Annotated in this window: 15 protein-coding genes and 1 pseudogene; 4 read left to right on the forward strand and 12 right to left on the reverse strand. The window is 72.0% G+C overall.

The features are described 5' to 3' along the window. On the forward strand, positions 1 to 282 hold a 282-nt coding region (locus tag ACFV6X_RS22905; RefSeq protein ID WP_385386232.1), incomplete at its 5' end, for a hypothetical protein. A 129-nt stretch (positions 283 to 411) separates the two neighbouring features. Here ACFV6X_RS22905 and ACFV6X_RS22910 read toward each other — a convergent pair. Then, the gene (locus ACFV6X_RS22910; protein WP_385386234.1) at positions 412 to 1419 is read right to left on the reverse strand and encodes a stage II sporulation protein M; all 1008 of its coding nucleotides are present in this window, start codon (positions 1417 to 1419) and stop codon (positions 412 to 414) included. Positions 1420 to 1550: 131 nt separating this feature from the next. On the opposite strand from ACFV6X_RS22910, the gene ACFV6X_RS22915 reads away from it, so the two are divergent. Then, positions 1551 to 2627 (forward strand): RDD family protein, encoded by a 1077-nt coding sequence (locus ACFV6X_RS22915; RefSeq protein WP_385386236.1) that lies wholly within the window; start codon positions 1551 to 1553, stop codon positions 2625 to 2627. A 31-nt stretch (positions 2628 to 2658) separates the two neighbouring features. Here the strand turns inward: ACFV6X_RS22915 and ACFV6X_RS22920 are convergent, their stop codons facing one another. Further along, a complete protein-coding gene (locus ACFV6X_RS22920) occupies positions 2659 to 3273 on the reverse strand; it encodes a hypothetical protein (RefSeq protein WP_385386238.1) in 615 nt (204 codons plus the stop codon). Positions 3274 to 3446: 173 nt separating this feature from the next. After that, positions 3447 to 4904, reverse strand: coding sequence for an adenosylhomocysteinase (ahcY, locus tag ACFV6X_RS22925; protein ID WP_385386240.1), 1458 nt, complete (start codon positions 4902 to 4904; stop codon positions 3447 to 3449). Positions 4905 to 5571: 667 nt separating this feature from the next. Between ahcY and ACFV6X_RS22930 the strand changes: the two are divergent. After that, positions 5572 to 6033 (forward strand): annotated as a pseudogene (locus ACFV6X_RS22930) (PTS sugar transporter subunit IIA); the annotation flags it as partial. Between the two features lie 89 nt (positions 6034 to 6122). On the opposite strand, the gene ACFV6X_RS22935 reads toward ACFV6X_RS22930, so the two are convergent. The 7 genes from ACFV6X_RS22935 to ACFV6X_RS22965 all read right to left on the reverse strand — a co-directional run bounded on the left by ACFV6X_RS22935 (position 6123) and on the right by ACFV6X_RS22965 (position 14164). Beyond that, positions 6123 to 7100, reverse strand: coding sequence for a cation diffusion facilitator family transporter (locus tag ACFV6X_RS22935; protein WP_385386242.1), 978 nt, complete (start codon positions 7098 to 7100; stop codon positions 6123 to 6125). A 132-nt stretch (positions 7101 to 7232) separates the two neighbouring features. Then, on the reverse strand, positions 7233 to 8384 hold the full coding sequence (gene manA / locus ACFV6X_RS22940; RefSeq protein ID WP_385386244.1) for a mannose-6-phosphate isomerase, class I: 1152 nt from the start codon (positions 8382 to 8384) through the stop codon (positions 7233 to 7235). 157 nt (positions 8385 to 8541) lie between these two features. Then, entirely contained in the window at positions 8542 to 9681 is a 1140-nt protein-coding gene (locus tag ACFV6X_RS22945) for an SIS domain-containing protein (protein ID WP_385386246.1), read from the reverse strand. A 93-nt stretch (positions 9682 to 9774) separates the two neighbouring features. Then, positions 9775 to 9945 (reverse strand): Trm112 family protein, encoded by a 171-nt coding sequence (locus ACFV6X_RS22950; protein WP_141360461.1) that lies wholly within the window; start codon positions 9943 to 9945, stop codon positions 9775 to 9777. A 570-nt stretch (positions 9946 to 10515) separates the two neighbouring features. After that, on the reverse strand, positions 10516 to 11880 hold the full coding sequence (locus ACFV6X_RS22955) for a phosphomannomutase/phosphoglucomutase (protein ID WP_385386249.1): 1365 nt from the start codon (positions 11878 to 11880) through the stop codon (positions 10516 to 10518). A gap of 102 nt (positions 11881 to 11982) precedes the next feature. Then, the gene (locus ACFV6X_RS22960) at positions 11983 to 13599 is read right to left on the reverse strand and encodes an L-lactate permease (RefSeq protein ID WP_385386386.1); all 1617 of its coding nucleotides are present in this window, start codon (positions 13597 to 13599) and stop codon (positions 11983 to 11985) included. A gap of 142 nt (positions 13600 to 13741) precedes the next feature. Continuing rightward, positions 13742 to 14164 (reverse strand): DUF3499 domain-containing protein, encoded by a 423-nt coding sequence (locus tag ACFV6X_RS22965; protein WP_385386251.1) that lies wholly within the window; start codon positions 14162 to 14164, stop codon positions 13742 to 13744. Between the two features lie 294 nt (positions 14165 to 14458). Between ACFV6X_RS22965 and ACFV6X_RS22970 the strand changes: the two genes are divergently transcribed. Further along, the gene (locus tag ACFV6X_RS22970; protein ID WP_385386388.1) at positions 14459 to 14908 is read left to right on the forward strand and encodes a metallopeptidase family protein; all 450 of its coding nucleotides are present in this window, start codon (positions 14459 to 14461) and stop codon (positions 14906 to 14908) included. A gap of 40 nt (positions 14909 to 14948) precedes the next feature. Here ACFV6X_RS22970 and ACFV6X_RS22975 read toward each other — a convergent pair whose 3' ends face one another. Further along, positions 14949 to 16409 (reverse strand): DUF5719 family protein, encoded by a 1461-nt coding sequence (locus ACFV6X_RS22975; RefSeq protein WP_385386252.1) that lies wholly within the window; start codon positions 16407 to 16409, stop codon positions 14949 to 14951. Further along, positions 16406 to 20116, reverse strand: a complete 3711-nt coding sequence (locus ACFV6X_RS22980; protein ID WP_385386254.1) for a glycosyltransferase — start codon at positions 20114 to 20116, stop codon at positions 16406 to 16408. The genes ACFV6X_RS22975 and ACFV6X_RS22980 overlap by 4 nt, the downstream gene beginning before the upstream one ends. Positions 20117 to 20223 lie beyond the last annotated feature (107 nt).

A 20223-nucleotide genomic window follows, 5' to 3' on the forward strand; every position in this document is an offset into this window, starting at 1 on the left:
TTTGGCACGCTGTTGAGTTCTCAAGGAACGGACGCTTCCTTTGTACTCACCCGAGAATCTCTCTCGCGGCTTTCCTCCGGGCGCTTCCCTTCGGTCTTGCGTTTCCGACTCTATCAGATCTTTTCTCGACCCGATTTCCTCGGTGCTTTCCAGGTTTGCGCTTTCGCGTTTACCTTTCCGGCGGATCCGACTTTATCAGAAGTTTCGGCCCGGACTTACCGGCCATCCATTCCGATTAATCGGGAGGAGCTTCTCGAAGCTGGTGTTCCAAGAAGCAAGTAGGTTCTCAAGGTGCCGACCGGATCCTCTCCAGTCCAGGCAACTGTTTGAATCTACCTCCCCAGCTGCTCCGTGTCAACGGCTCCTGTGGGGCGAAGAGGAGACTAGCAGTCCGGCGGGCCTGTCCGCACATCAGGCGGCGGTCGGCACCGTGGCGCTCTGCTCGGCCGCGTCCACGTCACCCGTTGCGCCGGTCTCGGCGGCACGCCGGCCGAGTACGTAGACGTATGCGAGGAAGGCAACCTCGGCGACGACACCGATGCCGATGCGAGCCCAGGTCGGCAGGCCCGACGGGGTGACGAAGCCTTCGATGGCACCGGCGACGAAGAGCACCAGGGCAAGGCCGATCGCCATGCCGACGGCGGCTCGGCCCTCCTCGGCGAGGGCCTTCCTCCGCGTGTGTGGTCCTGGGTCGATCACTGTCCAGCCGAGGCGTAGCCCTGTGCCGGCGGCCACAAAGACCGCGGTCAGCTCCAGCAAGCCGTGCGGGAGGACCAGGCCGAGGAAGGTGTCGAGTCGGCCTGCCGAGGACATCAGGCCGAAGCCGATGCCGAGGTTGAGCATGTTCTGGAACAGGATCCAAAGGACGGGGATGCCAAGGAAGACGCCGAAGACCAGGCACATGGCGGCGGCCTGGGCGTTGTTCGTCCAGACGCGGGCCGCGAAGGACGCTGCCGGGTGAGAGGAGTAGTAGCTCTCGTACTGCCCGCCGGGGCGGGTGAGCTCGCGCAGTTCGCTGGGCGCCGCGATGGTGGCCTGGACTTCGGGGTGCGCGCCGATCCACCAGCCGAGGAGCGCCGCGACAAGCGTCGACAGGAGTGCGGTGGGGACCCACCAGTGGCGCGCTCGGTAGACGGCGGCGGGGAAGCCGTAGGCGAGGAAGCGGGTGACATCGCGCCAGGACGCCCGTCGCGTACCTGTCACGGCACTACGCGCGCGTGCGACCAGTTGGCTGAGGCGACCGGTGAGCTGGGGATCGGGTGCGCTGGACTGGATCAGGGAAAGATGAGTGGCAGTGCGCTGATAGAGCGCGACGAGTTCGTCCGTCTCGGCGCCGGAGAGCCGACGCTGGCGCCGGAGCAGGTCCTCCAGGCGGTCCCATTCCGCTCGGTGGGCGGAGACGAAGACGTCGAGGTCCATCGGTTTGCCTGCTCCTCGGCTGCTCGTCGGCGGGCCCGTCGTGAGTATCGGCTTGTCGTACTGCGATGCTCGATGCCCTCAGCTTGGCAGACTGGCCGTTCCGGGGGCAGGCCAGGGGAAGGACGGCGGGCGTGAGTGAGCTGGTGACGGGCGAGGCGGTGGCGCTGGAGTTGCGCCCTGCGAGGCTGCCCAGCAGGGCGCTGGCCGTCCTGCTCGATCTGGTCGTGGCCTTTGCCGCGTACGTGATCGTGAGCGTGGTCCTGGTGATCTCCACGGCCTCCCTTGACGAGGCCGCGCGGATCGCGGTGTCCATCGCAACGTTCCTGCTGGTTCTGGTGGGCGCGCCGATCGCCGTGGAGACGCTCAGCCATGGGCGGTCGCTGGGGAAGATGGCGTTGGGGCTGCGCGTGGTGCGCGACGACGGCGGGCCGATCCGGTTCCGGCACGCACTGGTGCGAGGTGCGATCGGCGTCGTCGAGATCCTGCTGACGCTCGGGGTCATCGCCTGTATCGCTTCGCTCGTGTCCGAACGCGGGCGTCGGCTCGGGGATGTGTTCGCCGGGACTCTCGTCGTGCGGGAACGGATTCCCACTGCACGTGCGCGTTTCGTTCCGCCTCCACCGCCCTGGCTGGCCGGGCGCTTCTCAGGACTCGATCTGTCGGCGGTCCCTGACGGGCTGTGGCTGGCCATACGGCAGTACCTCACGCGCATGCGGCAGCTGGACCCCCAAGTCGGCGGGGCCATGGCCGAACGGCTCGCCGCCGACCTCGCGGAGCGGACGGGGACTCCGATACCGCAGGGGATACCCCCGGCCGCCTATCTGGCCGCGGTCGTGCAGGAGCGGCAGGCGCGGGAGATCCGGCGGGCCCAGTCGAACGCGGCCGGTGTCCATGGGCCCGGCGGGGAGGGGCAGTACGGGGGTGGTGCGGCGCCGGGCGCGTATTCCGCCAACCCCTTCCACCCCGCCCAGTCCGCCTACCCCGTCTATCCCACCCAGCCCGCCTATCCCGCCCAGCTCACGGTCGCTCCCCCGCCACCCGCCGGGCAGTTCGCCGCGCCACAGCCGGCACACGATGCCGCGCAGCCCGAACGCCGTCCCGAAGCCCCAGTGCAGACGCCACAGGCCGCTCCGGCTGGGCAGGGCGGCCCGGCCGCCAATCCGGCAGACACGGATCGGCCATCGACCGGCTTCGCGCCGCCCGCGTAAGCCAGGCGACACACTCCCCGCAACCGCCCGCTCAAGGAAAGACGGACGGCGGCGACTCCAGGTCCTCCAGCTCGATGCCGGGCGCCGCGAGGACCACGTCCCCGGCGATGTGGACGACGTGCTGCTCGCCCGTGTCGAGGGCGGTGACCTGGTACTCCTCCACCGTCAAAGGGCCGTTGTCAGTGCCGTGTGCTTCTCTTTTCAGCAGAGCCCAGGACTGGTCCACGGTGCGCGGAGCGAGGACCGGATCCGTGAAGGCGACCAGGCGTACCCGGGTCGCGGAGCCGGAAGGGGTGAGGCGCAGCAGACGGGTGGTGGCGATGAGGAACGCGGGGGAGGTGCCGGTGAAGGCGTGGGCGCCCACGTTGCCTTCCGTGGCATCGGTGCCGGTGGGGTCGGTGCGGACCCAGGTGACGCCGTCGAGGGCGGCACCGCGCACCTGCCAGCCCCCCGCGTGGAGTTCGAGACGGATGGGGCGGCCGAGTTCGTCGAGGGCGAGGTCGACGGAGCCGTGGTGATCGCCTGAGGGGGCGGTCAGCTGGGAGACATAGCGCCAGCCGGACGGGCCGGGGGCGCAGTGGAAGTGCTCTTCTGCGAGGGGGGTGTGATCGTGCGGATCGTGGAGCGAATAGCGGCCGCGGGGCATAGGGGTCCTGGGGTGTGACGGGCTGGTCCGGTTCGCCGCGACCAGTCGGTGACAGCCTGCACGGCCAAAGGGACAGGCCCCCGGCACGGGGGTGCGGGGGCCTGTCTCCGAGGACCTGCTGCTGAGCCGCGCGTCAGTGCACGGGCGGGCAGCTCAGCGGGCCGGCTGCGGACTCAGTAGCGGTAGTGGTCCGGCTTGTACGGGCCCTGGACGTCGACGCCGATGTACTCGGCCTGCTCGGGGCGGAGCGTGGTCAGCTTCACGCCGAGCGCGTCGAGGTGGAGACGGGCGACCTTCTCGTCGAGGTGCTTGGGCAGCACGTAGACGTCGGTCGGGTACTCGTCGGGCTTGGTGAACAGCTCGATCTGGGCCAGGGTCTGGTCCGCGAAGGAGTTGGACATCACGAACGACGGGTGGCCGGTCGCGTTGCCCAGGTTCAGCAGGCGGCCCTCGGACAGGACGATGAGGACCTTGCCGTCGGCGAAGGTCCAGGTGTGGACCTGCGGCTTGACCTCGTCTTTGACGATGCCGGGGATCTTGGCGAGGCCGGCCATGTCGATCTCGTTGTCGAAGTGGCCGATGTTGCCGACGATCGCCTGGTGCTTCATCTTGGCCATGTCCGCGGCCATGATGATGTCCTTGTTGCCCGTCGTGGTGACGAAGATGTCGGCCTTGTCGACGACCTCGTCCAGCGTCGTCACCTGGTAGCCGTCCATCGCCGCCTGCAGGGCGCAGATCGGGTCGATCTCGGTGATGATCACGCGGGCGCCCTGGCCGCGCAGGGACTCCGCGCAGCCCTTGCCTACGTCGCCGTAGCCGCAGACGACGGCGGTCTTGCCGCCGATGAGCACGTCCGTCGCGCGGTTGATGCCGTCGATCAGGGAGTGGCGGCAGCCGTACTTGTTGTCGAACTTCGACTTGGTGACGGCGTCGTTGACGTTGATCGCCGGGAACAGGAGGGTGCCGTCGCGGTGCATCTCGTAGAGACGGTGGACACCGGTCGTGGTCTCCTCGGTCACGCCGCGGATCTCGGACGCCAGCTGGGTCCACTTCTGCGGGCTCTCACCCACTGTGCGGGTGAGCAGTTCGAGGATGACGCGGTGCTCGTCGGACTCGGCGGTGTCGGGCGAGGGGACCTTGCCGTCCTTCTCGTACTCGACGCCCTTGTGCACCAGGAGGGTGGCGTCGCCGCCGTCGTCCAGGATCATGTTCGGGCCGCCGGTGGGGGTGTTCGGCCAGGTCAGAGCCTGCTCCGTGCACCACCAGTACTCCTCCAGGGTCTCGCCCTTCCAGGCGAAGACCGGGATGCCCTGGGGGTTGTCGGGCGTGCCGTTCGGGCCGACGGCGATGGCGGCGGCCGCGTGGTCCTGGGTGGAGAAGATGTTGCAGGATGCCCAGCGGACCTGCGCGCCCAGGGCGGCCAGGGTCTCGATGAGCACGGCGGTCTGCACGGTCATGTGCAGGGAGCCGGTGATGCGCGCGCCCTTCAGGGGCTGCGTCTCGGCGTACTCCCTGCGGATCGCCATCAGGCCCGGCATCTCGTGCTCGGCGAGGGTGATCTCCTTGCGGCCGAACTCGGCAAGGGAGAGGTCGGCGACCTTGAAGTCCTGTCGGTTCTCGACAGTGGTCATGCGGGCTGCTCCTCGGTGGTTTGGGTCGAGGTGGGTACGGCTGATCTGCGCGGCGGCGGACACAGGGGTGCCCGAAGAGCACACGGGCACGCCCGCGTGCGCGCAGCGCAGTCCGTCGGAGGCCCTCTCTCCCTCGGCCGGTCCGCTGGGGACCGCCCGACCGCCATCAGCAGCGACGTCTGACTCGGTCCCAAGCTACACCGGGCGGCCCAGCCGTCCCCAGTCCGCCTGCGAACAATTCGCGCCGAAGACGGCAGGCGGTCACTGTCGGCGACGGATCGCCGTGACGGCGGCTTGGCGCGCCGGCGATGGGAGCGCCTATGGGCCGACATAGGTGGTCAACCAGGGCTTTCCGCTGTGGAGAAGTCAGAGGCCGAGCTCGCCAGTGGCGCGAAGCCAGAGGGTGAGCTCGCCAGTGGCGCGAAGCAGAGGCAGTGCCTGCCGGTGACGCGAAGGCCGAGGCGGAACCGCCGGTGACGCGGAGGGTGAGGCGGAACCCGCCGGTGATGCGACGGCCCACGCGGCACCCGCCGATGACGCGCAGGCCGACACGGAAAACGCCGGTGACGCGAAGGCCCACGCAGCACCCGCCGATGACGCCTAAGCCGACGCGGAACCCGGCGGTGACGCGGAGGGTGAGGCGGGGGCGGCCGGTGGGGTCGGCGGCGGTGCGGAGGGGGAGGTTCTTTCGGGCTATTTGAGCGGGGAGACCGTGCTCGTCGGGCTCGCGGCGCGGGACAAGGACGCGGCCATCCGTGAGATGGCCGATCTGCTGGCGCGCAGCGGCAGGGTCGCCGACGTCGACGAAATGGTGCGGACGGCGCTGCGCCGCGAGAGGCAGGGCACGACCGGGCTCGGCGAGGAGATCGCGATCCCGCGCGCCAAGACGGACGCGGTGACCGCGCCGGTCGTGAGGTTCGCACGGTCGGACGAGGGCGTGGAGTGGGGTTCGCCGGACGGTACGAAGGCGAGGCTCGTGTTCATGATCGCCGTACCGGAGGCTGCCGCAGGGGACGAGCATCTGCGAATCCTGGCGCTGCTGTCGGGGAAGTTGATGGATGCCGGGTTCCGTGACCGGTTGCTGACGGCGTCGCAGGGCGCGGTGCCGGGCGTTCTGCGCGAGGTCGGGTCAGCCGGGCCGGGTCCGCCGGGGCTCACAACCGGCCGGGGGCCCGCCGAGCGACTCGGCGGGCCCCCGGCGTGGGAGAGCGAGGGAGATCAGTGCCCCGTGGTCTGGCTCGGGCCACCCGGTGAGGCTTCCTCGTCCGGGCCCTTGGCCGCTTCCGACTCGCTGTAGATGTCGGGCTCCAGGTAGATGACGCGGGCGATCGGGACGGCCTCGCGGATGCGGGCCTCCGCGGCGTCGATGGCGGCGGCGACCTCGCCTGCCGTGTTGTCGTGGCGCACGGCGATCTTGGCGGCGACCAGGAGCTCCTCGGGGCCGAGATGCAGCGTGCGCATGTGAATGATGCCGGTGACGGTGCTGCCGTCGACGATCGAGTCCTCGATCTTCCTGACGTCCTCGACGCCGGCCGCCTCGCCGAGCAGCAGCGACTTGGTCTCGGCGGCCAGGACGAGCGCGATCAGGATGAGCAGGACGCCGATGCACAGGGTGCCGATGCCGTCCCAGACGCCGTCGCCGGTGAGCAGGGCGAGGCCGACGCCGCCGAGGGCGAGGATCAGGCCGACCAGGGCGCCGAGGTCCTCCAGGAGAACGACCGGCAGCTCGGGCGCCTTGGCGTGCCGGACGAACTCCTTCCAGGACTTGCTGCCACGCAGGACGTTGGACTCCTTGATGGCCGTCCGGAAGGAGAAGGTCTCGGCGATGATCGCGAAGACCAGCACGCCCACCGGCCAGTACCAGTGCTCGATCTCGTGCGGGTGCTTGATCTTCTCGTAGCCCTCGTAGATGGCGAACATGCCACCGACCGAGAAGAGCACGATCGAGACGAGGAAGGCGTAGATGTAGCGCTCGCGGCCGTAGCCGAACGGGTGTTGCGGGGTCGCCTCGCGCTGGGCCTTCTTGCCGCCGAGGAGCAGCAGGCCCTGGTTGCCGGAGTCTGCGAGCGAGTGCACCGACTCGGCCAGCATCGACGACGAGCCGCTGAAGAGGAACGCCACGAACTTCGCTACCGCGATCGAGAGATTGGCGAGCAGTGCCGCCACGATCGCTTTGGTGCCGCCTGACGCGCTCATGTGTTCGCGTTGTCCCTTCGTACGCCGTCCACCGGGGCTTGGCCCGCTCACGGGCTTTGCCGGTCCTTTGCCGGTGGGCCATTGTTGCAGCCCCGCCCGGCAGGGGCGCGCCAGGTCAGCACACCCGTGGAATCAGGCCACCACGGTCGCCCGGAAGAGCGTGCCCGTACCGGACACTTCGGCCTTTTCGCCGGCCGCTGCGAAGACGGAGCGGCCCGGCGTCAGTTCGTGCTCGCCCGCCCGGACCGAACCCGCGGTGCAGAGCAGGATCTGCGGGGTCGGGCGGGTGAGGTCGCGGGGGGCGCCGCCCTCGGAGAGGACGTAGCGGGACAGCCGGAACTCGTCGATCGGGGTGTCGTAGACCTCCTCGCCGTCCGGGGACGCCTCAGGCCGCAGGACGCCCGCGTCGTTCGCCTCCAAGCGGACGACGCGCAGGAGTTCGGGGACGTCGATGTGCTTGGGGGTCAGACCGCAGCGCAGCACGTTGTCGGAGTTGGCCATGATCTCGACGCCGAGACCGCTGAGGTAGGCGTGCGGGATGCCGGCGCCGAGGTACAGGGCCTCACCGGGCTGCAGGCGGACGTGGTTGAGCAGCATCGCGGCGATCACGCCGGGGTCGCCCGGGTAGTGGTGGGCGAGGTCGGCGTAGGGGGCGTAGTCGCCGCCGAGGCGGGCGCAGGCGGCGGTGGTCTCCGCGACCGTGCGGGCCATCTCCTCGGGGTCCGCGGTGAGAACGGCGGTGAGGACCTCGCGCAGCGCCGCCTCCTCGGGGTGGGCGCGCAGCAGATCGGCGTACGGCTTGAGGGAGTCGACGCCGAGGCCCGCGAGGAGGTCGGCGGTCCGGTGCGGGTCACGGAAGCCGCACAGGCCGTCGAACTCGGTGAGGGCGCAGATCAGTTCCGGCTTGTGGTTGGCGTCCTTGTAGTTGCGGTGCGGGGCGTCCACGGGGACGCCCCGGCGCTCCTCCTCCTCGTAACCCTCCTTCGCCTGCGTCAGGTTGGGGTGCACCTGGAGGGAGAGCGGGGCGCCCGCGGCGAGGATCTTCAGGAGGAAGGGGAGTCCGGGGCCGAACTTGGCCACGGTGGCCGCGCCCAGTTCCTTCTCGGGGCCGGCCGCGATGAGGTCGACGAGCGTGCCGCGGTCGGTGCGCGAGGGTGCGCCCGGGTGGGCCCCCATCCACATCTCCGCCTGCGGTTCGCCGGTCGGCTCGACGCCCAGCAGCTGCGGGATCGCGGTGGTGGAACCCCAGGCGTAGGGGCGGACGGTGTTGTCGAGGCGGTCCATTCGATTCTCTCTGCCGGGTCAGCTGCGCGGCGGACGGGCGCACGAACGGCGTACCTGGTTCGTACGTCGTTCGCACGTCGTCCGTACGCCTTCGGTCTTCTTCGCGTACGGGCGCCGATTCTCCGCGCGTGCGGAGATCGGGGCGTTCCGAGCCAGATCAGGCCCTCGAGGCGAGCGCCAGGTAAACGGCGGCGAAATCCGTGATGGCGATCAGTTCGGAGAGGGTCTCCAGTTCGCCGCCGGGTTCGGGCTCCAGCTCGCTGATCGGCGTGTCGTGGCTGAGGGCCAGCTCACGGGCGGCGGGGGCGGCGGTGAGGCCGCCGATCGGGCGGTCGCGAAGCAGCACCACGTGCGCGTGCAGTGCGGGCGGCTCCTCCACACGGTCGCGGAAGAAGTCGTCGGGGTCGGCGCTGGCGGCGAGCCGGCCGGCCAGCAGGGCGCTGTGCGCGGCGAGCGCCTCCGGGAGTTCGGCCATGACGGCGGGCCGGCCGGCCAGTTCCCCGAGGGCGGCGGCGAAACGGCGGCCCGCGGGACCGGCCGAGGCGCCCTCCGTCCAGATCACCGGAAGCGCGTCGGCGAGCTCGCCGGCGAGGGTCTTGGCGGCGTTGCTGTACGCCTCGATGGCGGGCCCGCACCGTTCGGCGATCTGGTCGAGGCGGTCGGCGACCTTCTCCAGCGCGTCCGGCGGCGCGGTGAGCAGGCCGATCCGGTCCAGCAGCGCCAGCAGCGGGGTGAGCAGCGCCCACAGGACGCCGGGGGCGGACGCGGCGAGCGGCTGCTCGTCCCTCTCGTCCTGCTCGTACGGGGCGGTCGCCATCGGTACGAAGAGGCCGTGGGCGCCCCCGACGGCCTCGGCGAGCGGGGTGCCGGCCGGGGCCACAGCGGCGACGGTGGAGCCACGCCGGTAGGCCTGCTCGGCGAGCAGGGACAGGCCCGGTTCCGTGCCGTCGGGGGTGGCGATCAGGAGCAGGTCGACGGAGCCGGCCCAGCCGGGGAGCTCCCAGCGCAGCGCGCCCGCGACGGGGGCGACGCCGGTCGGGGCGAGGCGGATGACCGGGCTGCCCGGGCCTGCCAGCGTGCCGAGGAAGTCGGCGGCGTGGGTGGCGGCGGCGCCGGGGCCGGCGATGAGGACGGCGCGGGGGCGGCCGTCGGGTTTCAGCTCGCCGACTCCGGCCTCGACGGCGAGCCGGGCGGCGGTGCGGACACGGGCACCGGACTCGGCGGCACCGCGCAGCAGGCCGCGCTGGTCGGCCTCTGCGAGGCCCTCCGGGGAGTCGAGCAGCGATTCGTCGAGCATGGGCGGCAGCCTCCGAACGCCGGGGTCGGCGGTTGTGCGGGCGGCGGGCCCCTCCTTGGGGCGGGCCCGGTCTGCGCGGACGTCTACGGGCCGTTACGCCGGGCGGCGGGCCTCGTCGACGAGGAGGACGGGGATGCCGTCGCGGACGGGGTACGCCAGGCCGCAGTCCTGGCCGGTGCAGACCAGCTCGGTGTCCTGCTCCTTGAGGGGGGCGTGACAGGCCGGGCAGGCGAGGATCTCCAGGAGGCCGGCTTCGAGCGGCATGTGGGGTCCCTTCGGGGCGGGTTGTGGGTACCGGTTCGGGTACGTGTGGTTGTGCGGATGTGCCTGGTCAGGGTACCGCCGTGCGGGCGGGGGTGTGGGGGGTTGGGGGCATGGTCGCGGGGTTTGGGGGCTGGGCCGGGTCGGGGGCCCGGTGACCGGGGACACGGCCGCCGGGCCGGGGCAACTCGGGAGAACCGCGACCGGGGCCTAGACCGCCATGACCGGCAGGAGCCGCCGTGACCGGCGACGCAGCCGATAAGCCGGGGCAGGTGGGAAGCGCCATGACCGGCGACATAGCCGCCACGCCGGGGCAACTCGGGAGAACCGCGACCGGGGCCGAGGCCGCGCGGCCGGGGCTGGAGCACCATGACCGACGACATAGCCACCAGGCCGGGGTGGGGCGGAGGCCGCGGTGAGCGGCGACGAGACCACCGGGCGGGCGCTCGGCCCGGCGCGACGGGGCGCCGCCGCCCCGAACCCGCAGCCCCCGGTCCACTCGCCACCGGGACTCCGTCACCCTGGGCCCCGGTCACCCGGCCCCTCACCCCAGCCGCCCCACCCCGGCTTCGCTCACCCCCGGATGATCGCCAGCGCCTCGTCCCGCACCCGTGCCATCGTCGCCTCGTCGCGCGCCTCCGCGTTCAGGCGCAGCAGCGGCTCCGTGTTGGACGGGCGGACGTTGAACCACCAGTCGGCGGCCGTGACCGTGAGGCCGTCGAGTTCGTCGAGGGTGACGCCCTCGCGGCCCTCGAAGGCCGACTTGAGCGCGTCGAGGCGGCCCTGCTGGTCGTCCACGGTGGAGTTGATCTCGCCCGAGCCCGCGTAGCGGTCGTACTCGGCGACCAGCGCCGAGAGCGTGCCCTTCTGGCCGCCGAGGGCCGCGAGGACGTGGAGGGCGGCCAGCATGCCCGTGTCGGCGTTCCAGAAGTCTCGGAAGTAGTAGTGCGCGGAGTGCTCGCCGCCGAAGATCGCGCCGGTGCGGGCCATCTCGGCCTTGATGAAGGAGTGGCCCACGCGCGTGCGGATCGGCGTGCCGCCGTTCTCCTTCACGACCTCCGGGACCGTCCACGACGTGATCAGGTTGTGGATGACGATGCCCTCGCCGCCGTGCTTGGCCAGCTCGCGCGCGGCGACCAGGGCGGTGACCGCGGACGGCGAGACCGGGTCGCCGTTCTCGTCGACGACGAAGCAGCGGTCGGCGTCGCCGTCGAAGGCGATGCCGAGGTCTGCGCCCTCGGTGCGCACCCGCTCCTGGAGGTCGACGATGTTGGCCGGATCCAGCGGGTTCGCCTCGTGGTTGGGGAACGTGCCGTCCAGCTCGAAGTACATCGGCACGAGGTCCAGGGGCAGGCCCTCGAAGACCGTGGGGACCGTGTGGCCGCCCATGCCGTTGCCCGCGTCGACGACGACCTTCAGGGGGCGGATGGAGGTCAGGTCGACGAGCGAGCGCAGGTGGACCGCGTAGTCCTCCAACGTGTCACGCTGCGTGATCGTTCCCCGCCGTGCGACGGGCTCGGGTGAGCCCGATTCGCTCCACCGCTCGACGAGTTCACGGATCTCGGCGAGGCCGGTGTCCTGCCCGACCGGGGCGGCGCCCGCACGGCACATCTTGATGCCGTTGTACTTGGCCGGGTTGTGCGAGGCCGTGAACATGGCGCCCGGCAGGTTCAGCGCGCCCGAGGCGTAGTACAGCTGGTCGGTGGAGCAGAGGCCGATCTCGGTGACGTCGACGCCGCGCAGCGCCGCCCCGCGCGCGAAGGCGCGGGACAGTCCCGGGGACGAGGGCCGCATGTCGTGCCCGATCACGATCGCGTCGGCATCGGTCACCTGGGCGAAGGCCGCTCCGAAGAGCTCTGCCAGCGACTCGTCCCACTGGTCGGGGACGACGCCGCGCACGTCGTAAGCCTTCACGATCTGCGACAGATCAACAGCCACGGCCAACCCTCCTGGAAGTCCTATCGGAACCCCCAAACTACCCGCCCCGGCCGACGACGCACGGCGTGGACCGAAACTGGTCCCCCAGCCGTAACCCTGAGGTCAGGGCAGCATCCAGCCGAGCACCGGTGAACTCTGGCCGACCACAATCAGACACATCACGAGCAACAGCGCCAGGCTCCACGGGAGCACCTTGCGCAGCAGGTCACCCTCCCGGCCCGCGAGACCGACCGCGGCGCAGGCGATGGCGAGGTTCTGCGGGGAGATCATCTTGCCGAGGACACCGCCCGAGCTGTTGGCGGCGGCCAGCAGCTCCGGCGACAGTCCCGACTCGCGCGCGGCGGTCACCTGGAGCGCTCCGAAGAGGGCGTTGGCCGAGGTGTCCGACCCGGACACGGCGACTCCGAACCAGCCGAGGACCGGCGACAGGAAGGCCAGCCCGGCGCCGGCCGCCGCCACGAAGTGACCGATGGTGGCCGCCTGCCCGGAAAGGTTCATCACGTACGCGAGGGCCAGCACGGAGGTCACCGTGAGGATCGCGAACCGCAGCTCGTACACGGTCGCGAGCCACTCCTTGACCGCCACGCGCGCGTGCACCCCGATCACGACCGCCGTGAGCATGCCCGCGAGCAGCACGAGCGTGCCGCCGGTGGAGACGATCGGCCAGGTGAACACGTTGCCGCCGACCCGCTCCCCGTCCGGGTCGAGGACGTCCAGGAAGGGCCAGTCGTAGGTCTGCGTGGCTCCGGCCAGCCAGTCCTTGACCACCGGGATCTGCGCCACGGAGAAGACGGCCACGATCAGCGCGTACGGCGCGTACGCCCGCACGACCTCCGCGCGGGGGTCCTCCTCGTCGAGCTCCTCGCTGCGGGCGCCGGTCAGCACGGACGCGCGGACCGGTTCGGCGGCGGGCCTGCGCGACTGCGGTACGGCGACCAGGGCGCCCGCGCCCGCCAAAGCGGCCGCGATGTCGGCGAGTTGCGGGGAGAAGTAGTTCGAGGCGGCGAACTGGGCGACGGCGAAGGCGATTCCGCACGCCATGGCCGGCACCCAGGTCTCCCGCAGGCCACGCTTTCCGTCCACGAGAGCGACCAGCACCAGAGGCACCACGAGAGCCAGCAGCGGGGTCTGCCGCCCCACCACGGACGCCACGTCCTCCAGGGGCAGACCCGTGACCTGAGCCAGCGTCACCACCGGCGTCCCCATGGCACCGAACGCCACCGGCGCCGTGTTGGCGACCAGCGCCACGATCGCGGCCTTCACCGGATCGAAGCCCAGGGCGACCAGCATCACCGCGCTGATCGCGACCGGCGCACCGAATCCGGCAAGCGCTTCCAGGAGGGCACCGAAACAGAAGGCGACGACGAGCGCCTGGATGCGCGGGTCGTCGGAGAGCCGCCCGAACGACCGTCGCAGGATGTCGAAGTGTTGGGTCCGCACCGTCATGCGGTACACCCACAGGGCGTTGACGACGATCCACAGGATGGGGAAGATCCCGAACACCGCCCCGTGGACCGCGCTGGAGATCGTCTGGTCGATCGGCATGCCGTACGCGAGCGCGGCGACGAGGACGGCCGCCAACAGACCTGTGAGGCCCGCCAGATGGGCCTTCATGCGCACACCGCCGAGCAGGATCAGGACGATCACCAGAGGCAGGGCCGCCACCAGGGCGGACAGGCCTAGTGAGCCGGCTACGGGGGCCAGTTCCTGGACGTACACGAGCGCCTCCCCGGATTCCGCCATGCGGAAAGCGATTTCTCACGGGTGACGGAATGATCGTGTCCGCGACAAGCGCGCGTCAATGGGTGTGCAGCATTCGACGAAATGAGGCGAACGGGACCGAGGGGAACTGACCGACCGCTCAGTTGTCGGGGGAGCGCAGAACCCGCAGGTGACCGCGGCGCGCGACCTCCATCGGGTCCGCCGCACGGCCACCGCCGCCGGCCTGCGCCGCGCGCTCCTGGGGCCGGGCGGCCTCGCGCACCGCGTTGGCGAGCGCTTCCAGGTCGTCGCCGCTGGGACGGGCCGGAGCGGAAGCGTCGAGGAGCCGGACGACCTCCCACCCGCGAGGGGCGGTGAGGCGCTCGGAGTGCTCGGCGCACAGGTCGTAGCAGTGGGGTTCCGCGTAGGTGGCGAGCGGGCCGAGAACCGCGGTCGAGTCGGCGTAGACGTACGTCAGCGTCGCTACGGCGGGACGGCCGCAAGCGGTGCGCGAACAGCGACGTACAGGGCTCACGACGTTGGACGGTACCGCACTCTTGAGCGGGCCGCGACGACTCTCCACCAGGTCACTCCACCGTGTCGTGTTGTGAAACGCCCCACAGGCCCCTTCCAGCACCCGCCGCTGACCTGCATGGACATACTTGTGCAGGGTCCCGTACGACCATGAAACCGGTCAACACTCCACATAAACGCCGTCAATTGGCTTCTGATCGCCGGTCTCGGAGAGATACGGAATCGAGCCCAATCTTGGCTGGAATGGTCATCCGGCGACATGCCGTACGGCGGCGGGCGGAGGGCCGGAATGGAGCGTGGACGCCCGGCACGCGCCTCGCGCGAGGACTACCCTTCACCAGTGATGGACAACCGAGTACCGCCCCGTGCCGCCGGCCCCGGGCCCCGCCGTCGTGATCGTCACGGCAGGGGCATGCGCGGGCCGATCGCGCCCCCTCAGGTGCCGCTCGCGGCGAGCCGTGCCGAGGCGTTCGCCGATCTGGTGCAGGACTCCGTGGAGCGCCTGGAGCGGCGGTGGCCGCAGCTCGCCGACGTCGATTTCCTCGTCCTCGAAGTACCGCGGCTGGACGGTCCCGGACAGGCGTGGAACGACGAGGCGGTTCCGCTCGGGAGCACCGTTCCCGCGCGTGAGGGGCGTCCCGCGCGGGTGGTCGTCTACCGGCGCCCCGTAGAGATCCGCACCAAGGGCCGCGACGAGCGGGCGGCACTGGTCCACGAGGTCGTCGTCGAACAGGTCGCCGAGCTGCTCGGTCTGACCCCGGAGACGGTGGACCCGCGCTACGGCGAGGACTGAGCAGCCCGGTACGACACCTGCCGGGCTGCCCGTGCGGCGCCTACTTCTGCAGCACCGACAGATCCTGCTCCGCCTCAGGCACGGCCACCGTCCCCCGGTCGTCGGGCAGGGTCTGGACCGTGAACGCCGGGACGCCGTCCTGCGTCGCGGCCAGGGTCCGGGACGCGTGGACCGGGCCCCCCGAGACCCGCTCCACCGTCAGTGCGTACGTGCCCTTGAGGCCGCTCGGCACCGGTACCTCGACGTCCTGCGTCGTGCCCGCCTTGACCGCGAACGTCTTCGACACCGTCCCGCCGCCCTCGGTGCCCGCCGACGCCGTGACCTTGACCTGCGCCGACTCCCCCGGTGCCACCAGCGACAGGGTCACGCCCTTCCCGGTGTTGCCGACCGACGTCGCGCGCGTGCCCACGGCTCGCGTGGCGGGAATGAACGCCGTCTCCTGGGCGGCGCCCTTTCCGCGCACCACCTGCACGGCGGCCACCACCGGCACCGCCTGGTCCGAGGGGGTCAGGACCAGGGACCCGGGCTCGCCGCGCGTCACGTCGCCGAGGTCGACGGCGGTCGTCATGCCCGACTTCAGGTGCAGGGTCTCGTTCCCGGCCGGGGTGATCAGCCCGTTCGGCGAGGCGAGGCGCACCTTGAGGTCCGCGTCGGCGTCGCCCGGTGTGAACGCGATCAGGCGCACCGCCGTCGCGTCCCTGGGGATCCCCGGGACGACCAGGCTCCCCGCCGGATCCGCGGCCGCCGAGAGCCAGTCGCCGCCCGCCTTGTCGTCCAGCGCCTGCACCGCGGCGCCGACCCGCCCGCTGCGGACGTTCACATGGACCGTGAGGTCGGCCTCCTCGGCGTCGGTCAGCGTCGACAGCAGGATCGGCTCGCTGGACCGGGGGGCGACGGTGATGCCCTCGCCCACGGTGGACTGGAGCGCCCCGTCCTTGCCGTACAGCTCGATGTCCACCACGGCGGCGGATTCGTCCGGGTTGGTCAGGTGCGCGTAGTCGGTCCGCCCGCCGGTCGTACTGGCCCCCGGGAACCAGAAGTCGGTGTCCGGGGCCGAGCAGTTGACCCCGAGCAGCCCGCGCCCTGCGCCGGCCGCGACCTCGGTCGTCTGCTGCACGGTCCAGCCGGGCGCGAACTTCCCCTCCGCCGTGCCGATCAGCGCGGGCGCCTCACCGCCCGAGCTGTCCCCGGAGACCGGCGAGCCGGGCTCCTTGGGCTTCAACACGGGCTTCTTGTCCTTGCCTCCGCCGGCGGGCAGCAGCTCGCCCTTCCCCTCGCTTCCCGTGCCCTCGGTGACCGGGGTGAAGGACGAATACGTCGTCTCGGCGAGGTCGGAGGTGCTCGGCGCGGGGCAGGCCAGGCTCGAGCGCTCCACCGGCAGCTGGGCCGCGGCCTTGGCGGTGTCCGTGCCGGTCGCCTCCGGGGCGGACAGCGTGGCGAACCCGGTGACGGCGGCGAGCGCGCCGACGCCGGCGATCAGGGACAGGGTGGTGCGGTTCACTGCTGACTCCCGTCGGGGCGCTCGTTGCCGCTGCCATGCGGGTGTTGCTGCTCCGGGTCGTACGCCGGGTCGTAGCCCTGCGGGTACTGGTCGTAGGGCTGCTCGTACGCCCCCGGCTGCTGCTGTCCGTACGCGTACGGGTCGTACTGGCCGCCCTGGTACGGGTCCGCCTGGTACTGGTCGTTCGGGTACTGCTCGTTCTGGTACTGCTCATTCTGGTACTGGTCGTTCTGGTACGGCTGCCCGTAGCCGTCCGCGGGGTACTGCCGGCCGGCGCTCTGGTACTGCTCGCCGCCGTACGTGCCGTACTCGGCGCCCGCGTAGGTGGCCGTGTCGTACTCGCCGTAGGCGGGCTGCTGCGGGACCGGCACCGGGGTCTCCTCCGATGCCACAGACGGGAACTCCTCGTCCCGGGCGGCCTCTTCGGCCTCGGCCTGCGCGCGCAGACGGCGGGCCCGGCGGCCCTCGCCTGCGACGGCCTGTGCGGGGATCACGGGCTCCTCGGGAAGGTCGTCGTCGACGTCGCGGCGGCGCCCGGGCAGCGCCAGCACGACCAGGACGACGGCGAGGAAGCCCTGCGCCCACAGCCAGGCGGTGTGGCTGATCGGGTCGTCGTAGGTGACGTCCAGGGTGCCGCCGCCGGCGGGGAGTTCGAAGCCCTGGGCCCAGCCGTCGACGGTGGTGCGGGTCAGCGGCTTGCCGTCGACGGTGGCCGTCCAGCCGTCGGACGCGGCGTCCGCGAGGCGCAGGATCCGGCCGTCGGCGCCGGCGGGGACCTTGGTGTGGATCTCGACGGGTCCGGCGGCGACCGGCTGCGGGGCGCCCGAGCCGGAGGCCGGGACGACGAGCGCGCGCGCGACCTGGCGGTCGACCCGCCACAGGGCGCCGCCGTCCTGCTGGCTGAGCCGGCTCAGGCCGGGCGTGGCGTCGAGGACGCGGCTGACCTCGCGGGGCGCGCCCTTGTGCACGAGGACGTAGCGCACGGCGAAGTCGCCGAGCTGATCGGCCTGGTCGGCGCCGGAACCGGCGACGAGGTTGGCGACGACCTTGTCGAGCGCGGCGTTGCCGCCGTCGGCCGCGGCGAGTTCGGCGTCGCCGAGGCGGGCGCCGGAGCCGCGGACCAGGGTGTAGCCGACGTGGGCGGCGGAGTCGCTGTCGAGGACGAGGGTGCGGGCCTGGTCGCGCGTGCCGCTCTCCTCGGCGACGAACGCGGGCACCTGCACCGGGTCGCGACGCTCCACGGGTCCGTCGGCGCCGCGGGTCATCCAGCCGGCGGCGACGAGCAGCGGGCCCGCGACCGAGGCGAAGGCGATCAGCGCGGCGACCGGCTGGCGCCAGCCGAAGCTCTGCTCGGCCACGCGCGTGCGCCCTCCCTCGGCGCCGATCACGGCGGCGGCCAGGAGCGCGATGCCGTATACGAGGGTCGCGGGGCCGGCCCAGGCGGAGCCGTTGGACAGCACCGCGAGGACGAGGCCCACCAGGGCGACCGCCCAGGCCGACCAGATGCCCCGTCGGCGCTCGCCGCGCAGCAGGGCGGCCAGCGCGGCCAGCACGATGCCGATCAGCATCAGGCCGCTGACCGTGCCGGGCCCGCCCGGGCTGGCGCCGAGCAGGTCGAGGGCGGAGGCGGCCGAGGCGCCGTACTCCAGGCCGGCCTCGCGGAAGAAGCCGAACGGCAGCAGGGACAGCGACCAGGGCGCCAGCACCAGCAGGGGCGTGCCCAGCTGGGCCAGGAAGCGCAGCCCGTAGGCGGCGATGTCGCCGCGGTGCACGGCGAGCAGCCCCACACCGAGAATCAGCGCCACGGGCCACACGATCGGCGTGAACGCGGTGGTGACCGTCAGCAGCAGGGCATAGGCCCAGGTGGCGCGCCAACTGCCGCGCGCACCGGAGGTGTTCGCGAGGCCGCTCGCCGCGACGGCCGCGCGCGCGAGCAGCGGCAGCAGCAAAGCGAGGACGGCGGTGCCGAGCCGGCCACCGGCGAGGGCGCCGGTGGCGGCGGGCAGGAAGGCGTACGCCACGGCGGCCCAGGCGCGCAGCAGCCGGGACTCGACGAGCGGGCGGGAGGCGAAGTACGCGGTGAGTCCGGCCAGCGGCACCGAGCAGACCAGCAGCACCGTGACCGCGAGGCCCGTGGAGCCGAACAGCGTCGAGGCCAGCATCGCGACCAGCGCGAGGTACGGCGGCGCGGAGCCGTCACCGCCGGCCCCCACCGGGTGCCAGGAGTCGAGGTAGCGCGACCACAGCTCGCCGGAGTCGGCGGGGGCGGGCAGCAGGGCGCCGCCCGCGAGGGAGCCGCCGCCGAAGAGTTCGCGGCAGGCGGCCAGCGAGACGAGCAGCAGGACCAGGAAGAGCATCGGTGCGGGGTTGCGGGCGATGCGCTTGAGGCGGGCGAACTGCTCGATCTCCAGGAAGTCCACGTCGTCGCCGCCGGGCCCGGACTCGACCGCGCCGCCGTGCCGTCCGGCGCCGGAGGTGACCTCCGGGTCGGAGCTGCCCAGGACGCTGCCCGCCACCTGTTCGACGGTGGCCCGCACCGTCGCGCCGGGCGGCGGGAAGAGGGGGCGCAGCTCGCCCTTGTCGACCATCGGCCGGCCGCGCCCGCGGCGGCCCGCGATGATCCGCTCGGGCCGCAGGAGTACGCCCATCAGGCCGCGGATCTCGTCGACCGCCTGCCCGGGCACCTTGCCGACGAGGTAGGCGACGGTGCGCAGCAGGGTGCCGAGGACCAGGCGGAGCAGCACCCAGGGCAGCGTGGCCGAGCGGGCGTTGACGAGGAGGGTGTAGACGGCGCCGGCCTTGTCGACCTTGTGCGGGGAGGCGGTGGTGCGGCCCGCGCAGTCGACGGCGCGGCGCTCGCGGGAGGCCGCCTCGGCGTGGCGTACGACCGCGTCGGGGGCGACGAGGACGCGGTGGCCCGCGGCGTGGGCGCGCCAGCACAGGTCGACGTCGTCGCGCATCAGCGGCAGGCGCCGGTCGAATCCGCCGAGCTCCTCGAAGACGTCGCGCCGGATCAGCATGCCGGCGGTGGACACGGACAGCACGGTCCGGACGTGGTCGTGCTGGCCCTGGTCCTGCTCGCGGCGGTCCAGGCCGGTCCAACGGCGGCCGGAGTTGGCGATGCTGACACCGACTTCGAGGAGCTGCCTGCGGTCGTACCAGCCGCGCAGCTTGGGGCCGACGACGGCCACGTCGTCGCGGCCGAGTTCGAGTTCGTTCTCCACCACCCGCAGCAGCTCGGCCAGCGCGTCCGGTTCGGGTGCGCAGTCGTCGTGCAGCAGCCACAGCCACTGCACGGGCTCGCCGTGCGGCAGCTCGGGCATGTCGTAGGCGTCGTCGCGCCAGGTGCGCGTGACGGGGTCCCAGCCGCTCGGCCGCTTCAGGTACGGCAGCTCCTCCGGGGTGAGGAGCGGCGCCGTGCGGTTGACCTCCTCGACGGCCTGGCCGAAGCCGGTGCGCCGTGCGAGGTGCAGGACGCGGTCGGGGCCGAGCGCGTCGGTGACCTGCTGCGCGGAGTCGTCGGCGCTGCCGGTGTCGGCGCCCATGGCGAACTGAACCGGCCGCTCCTGGCCGAGCAGCCCGGCGAGCGCGTCGGGCAGCCAGCGGGCGCCGTCGTGGGAGACGAGGACCGCGGTCACCACATGACGCGGGAACTCTGGTGTGGCAGCGGCATCGTGATGGGCTGCCGTGTGGCTGTGCACGGACATCGAGGTACGGGCCCCGGTTCGGTGGACTGCGGTGGACACCTGTGCCGTATGGGGGCGGCGGGGTGTCTCGGACGAGCGCCCACACTATCGGCTGCCCATGACGACGG

The organism is Streptomyces sp. NPDC059861, assembly GCF_042731435.1.
Classification (GTDB): domain Bacteria; phylum Actinomycetota; class Actinomycetes; order Streptomycetales; family Streptomycetaceae; genus Streptomyces.